At 73.0% G+C, this 3,479-nt stretch carries 4 protein-coding genes and 1 pseudogene; all 5 read left to right on the top strand.

Going from position 1 to position 3,479, the window contains the following annotated elements; genetic code table 11:
• Nucleotides 1-922 (top strand): HAD hydrolase-like protein (locus tag A9X04_RS23425; protein ID WP_067925688.1); only part of this gene is annotated, 922 nt, incomplete at its 5' end.
• A 12-nt stretch (nt 923-934) separates the two neighbouring features.
• Nucleotides 935-1,120, top strand: a complete 186-nt coding sequence (locus A9X04_RS23420) for a hypothetical protein (protein WP_067925685.1) — start codon at nt 935-937, stop codon at nt 1,118-1,120.
• 8 nt (nt 1,121-1,128) lie between these two features.
• Nucleotides 1,129-1,938 carry a TlyA family RNA methyltransferase gene (locus A9X04_RS23415; RefSeq protein WP_067925681.1) on the top strand — a complete coding sequence of 270 codons (810 nt, stop codon included), beginning with the start codon at nt 1,129-1,131 and terminating at the stop codon, nt 1,936-1,938.
• A complete protein-coding gene (locus A9X04_RS23410) occupies nt 1,935-2,858 on the top strand; it encodes an NAD kinase (protein ID WP_067925678.1) in 924 nt (307 codons plus the stop codon). The genes A9X04_RS23415 and A9X04_RS23410 overlap by 4 nt, the downstream gene beginning before the upstream one ends.
• A 7-nt stretch (nt 2,859-2,865) precedes the next feature.
• Nucleotides 2,866-3,479 (top strand): annotated as a pseudogene (locus A9X04_RS23405) (AAA family ATPase); the annotation flags it as partial.

Below are 3,479 nucleotides of genomic sequence, written 5' to 3'. Positions count from 1 at the left end.
AGGCGCGGTGCAGGCGCTGGCCGAGGTGCCAAGCCGCGCGTTCTTCGTCACCAACAACGCCTCGCGCAGCGCCGCCGAGGTCGCCGCGCACCTGACCGACCTCGGCTTCACCGCCACCGCCGACGACGTCGCCACCAGCGCCCAGAGCGCGGCCCGGCTGCTGGCCGAGCAGCTGCCGGCCGGTGCGCCGGTGCTCATCGTGGGCACCGACGCCCTGGCCGACGAGGTCGCGGCCGTCGGCCTGCGCCCGGTGCGCCGGTTCGACGACGAGCCCGTCGCGGTCGTGCAGGGACTGTCGATGACCATCGGCTGGCCGGACCTGGCCGAGGCCGCGCTGGCCATCCGGTCCGGAGCGCTGTGGGTCGCCGCCAATGTCGACCCCACGCTGCCCACCGAACGTGGCCTGCTACCCGGCAACGGATCCATGGTCGCCGCGCTGCGGGCGGCCACCGGTGCCGAACCCCAAGTCGCGGGCAAGCCCGCGCCCGGATTGCTCACCGACGCGGCGGCCAGGGGCGACTTCCGCGCGCCGTTGGTGGTCGGCGACCGGTTGGACACCGACATCGAGGGCGCCAACGCGGCCAAGCTGCCCAGCCTGATGGTCCTCACCGGGGTCAGCTCCGCGCGCGACGCCGTATACGCCAAACCCGCCCACCGGCCCACCTACATCGGCCACGACCTGCGGGCGTTGCATCAGGACGGCGCGCGGCTGGCGGTCGGGCCCCAGCCGGGCTGGCGCGTCGACGTCGGCGAACGGGCGGTGACCGTCAGCGGCGACGGGGCCGACGACGGCGACGACCTGGCGGTCGTGCGCGCGGTCGCCGCCGCGGTATGGGCAGCCCCGTCGGACGGGCGGCCGGTCGGCATCGAGGCGGGCGACGCGCGCGCCCGCGAGGCGCTGCAGCGCTGGTCTCTGGACTAGCGTAGGAGCGCAATGACTATCGACCCTGAACAGATTCGCGCGGAGATCGACGCCCTGCTTGCCCGGCTGCCCGAGCCCGGGGGGCCGGAAACCCCCGGCAACGATCCGTCGCTCACCGAGCTCGAAGACATAGCGCGCCGCCTGTCCGAGGCGCACGACGTGCTGCTGGCCGCGCTGGAGTCGGCGGAGAAGGGCTGAGTGCGCGCATGTCTCGCCGCGCCCGCGTCGACGCCGAACTGGTTCGGCGCGGCCTTGCGCGATCGCGGCAACAGGCCGCGGAGTTGATCGGCGCCGGCCGGGTCTGCATCGACGGGCTGCCGGCCCGTAAGCCGGGCACCGCCGTCGCCCTCACCGCGGCCCTGACCGTCACCGACGACGGCGAACGGGGCTGGGTATCCCGCGGCGCGCACAAGCTGATCGGCGCGCTGGACGCCTTCGGGATCGACGTGACCGGCCGCCGCTGCCTGGACGCCGGGGCGTCGACGGGCGGGTTCACCGAGGTCCTGCTGGACAGGGGCGCCGCGGAAGTGGTCGCCGTGGACGTCGGCTACGGCCAGCTGGCGTGGTCGCTGCGGTGCGACCCGCGGGTCGTCGTCGTCGAGCGGACGAACGCCCGTGACCTGTCCCCGGAGGCGATCGGCGGGCCGGTCGACGTGGTCGTGGCCGACCTGTCGTTCATTTCGCTCGCCACCGTGTTGCCCGCGCTGGCTGGATGTGCTTCGGCCACTGCGGATATCGTTCCCATGGTGAAGCCGCAGTTCGAGGTTGGTCGGGGCCAGGTCGGCGCCGGCGGAGTGGTGCACGACGCCAACCTGCGCGCCGACGCCGTCGTGGGCGTGGCGCGGCGTGCCGGCGAGCTGGGCTGGCACACCGTCGGCGTCACCGCGAGCCCGCTGCCCGGCCCGTCGGGCAACGTCGAATACTTCCTTTGGCTGCGCGCCCAGGCCGATCGGGGGTTGGCGGATGACGAGTTGGTGGCAGCGGTGCGGCGCGCGGTAGACGAGGGGCCGCAATGACCGAGCAGCGCACGGTGCTGATGGTCGTCCACACCGGCCGCGAAGAAGCCACCGAGACCGCGGCGCGGGTGCAGAAAGTGCTGAGCGACAACGACGTTGCTCTTCGAGTCCTGTCCGCCGAGGCGGTCGACCGCGGCTCGCTGCAGGTGGCCCCCGACGACATCCGCGCGATGGGCGTCGAGATCCAGGTGGTCGACGCGGATCCGCACGCCGCCGACGGCTGCGAGCTGGTGCTGGTGCTCGGCGGCGACGGCACGTTCCTGCGCGCGGCCGAACTGGCCCGCAACGCCGGGATCCCGGTGCTGGGCGTCAACCTCGGCCGCATCGGCTTTCTGGCCGAGGCCGAGGCCGAGCACATCGACAGGGTGCTGGACCACGTCGTCGCCAAGGACTACCGGGTGGAGGACCGCCTGACGCTGGACGTGCTCGTGCGCTCGGGCGGTCGGGCGGTCGAACACGGCTGGGCGCTCAACGAGGTCAGCCTGGAGAAGGGCCCGCGACTGGGCGTGCTGGGAGTGGTCGTCGAGATCGACGGGCGGCCGGTGTCGGCGTTCGGGTGCGACGGGGTGCTGGTGTCGACGCCCACCGGGTCCACCGCCTACGCCTTCTCCGCGGGCGGCCCGGTGCTGTGGCCGGACCTGGAGGCAATCCTGGTGGTACCCAACAACGCTCACGCGCTGTTCGGCCGGCCGATGGTCACCAGTCCCAACGCCACCATCGCCATCGAGATCGAGGCGGACGGGCACGACGCCCTGGTGTTCTGCGACGGCCGCCGGGAGATGCTGATCCCGGCGGGCAGCCGCATCGAGGTGAGACGCTGCGACACGCCGGTGAAATGGGCACGGCTGGACAGCGCCCCGTTCACCGACCGGCTGGTGCGCAAATTCCGGTTGCCGGTGACGGGTTGGCGCGGGAAGTAAACAGCGGGTGCTCACCGAAATACGCATCGAGTCGCTGGGCGCGATCAGCGCGGCGGTCGGCGAGTTCGACCGTGGCCTGACGGTGCTGACCGGCGAAACGGGCACCGGCAAGACCATGGTGGTGACCGGGCTGCACCTGCTCGGCGGTGCCCGCGCCGACGCCACCCGGGTGCGGTCGGGCGCCGACCGCGCGGTGGTCGAAGGCCGCTTCACCACAATGGATCTCGAGGATGCCGTGGTGGCGCAGCTGGACGAGATGCTGGACGCGTCGGGCGCGGAGCGCGACGAGGACGGCAGCGTGATCGCGCTGCGCTCGGTCAGCCGCGACGGGCCGTCGCGGGCCTATCTCGGCGGCCGCAGCGTGCCCGCCAAGTCGCTGGGCGACTTCACCACCGAGCTGCTCACCCTGCACGGGCAGAACGACCAGCTGCGCCTGATGCGGCCCGAGGAGCAGCGCGGCGCCCTGGACCGGTTCGCGAAGGCCGCCCCCGCGCTCGAGCGCTACCGCAAATTGCGCGACGCCTGGCTCACCGCGCGGAACGACCTCGCCGACCGCCGCAACCGCATGCGCGAACTCGCGCTGGAGTCCGACCGGCTCACCTTCGCGCTCAACGAGATTGA

The organism is Mycobacterium sp. E3247, from assembly GCF_001667785.1.
GTDB lineage: Bacteria > Actinomycetota > Actinomycetes > Mycobacteriales > Mycobacteriaceae > Mycobacterium.
This window is presented reverse-complemented; position numbering and strand designations above follow the sequence as displayed.

What these genes read in the sequence shown, in the direction of transcription:
- A9X04_RS23420 (WP_067925685.1), top strand. Translation starts at nt 935, where the DNA reads ATGACTATCGACCCTGAACAGATTCGCGCGGAGATCGACGCCCTGCTT.
- A9X04_RS23415 (WP_067925681.1), top strand. Translation starts at nt 1,129, where the DNA reads ATGTCTCGCCGCGCCCGCGTCGACGCCGAACTGGTTCGGCGCGGCCTT.
- A9X04_RS23410 (WP_067925678.1), top strand. Translation starts at nt 1,935, where the DNA reads ATGACCGAGCAGCGCACGGTGCTGATGGTCGTCCACACCGGCCGCGAA.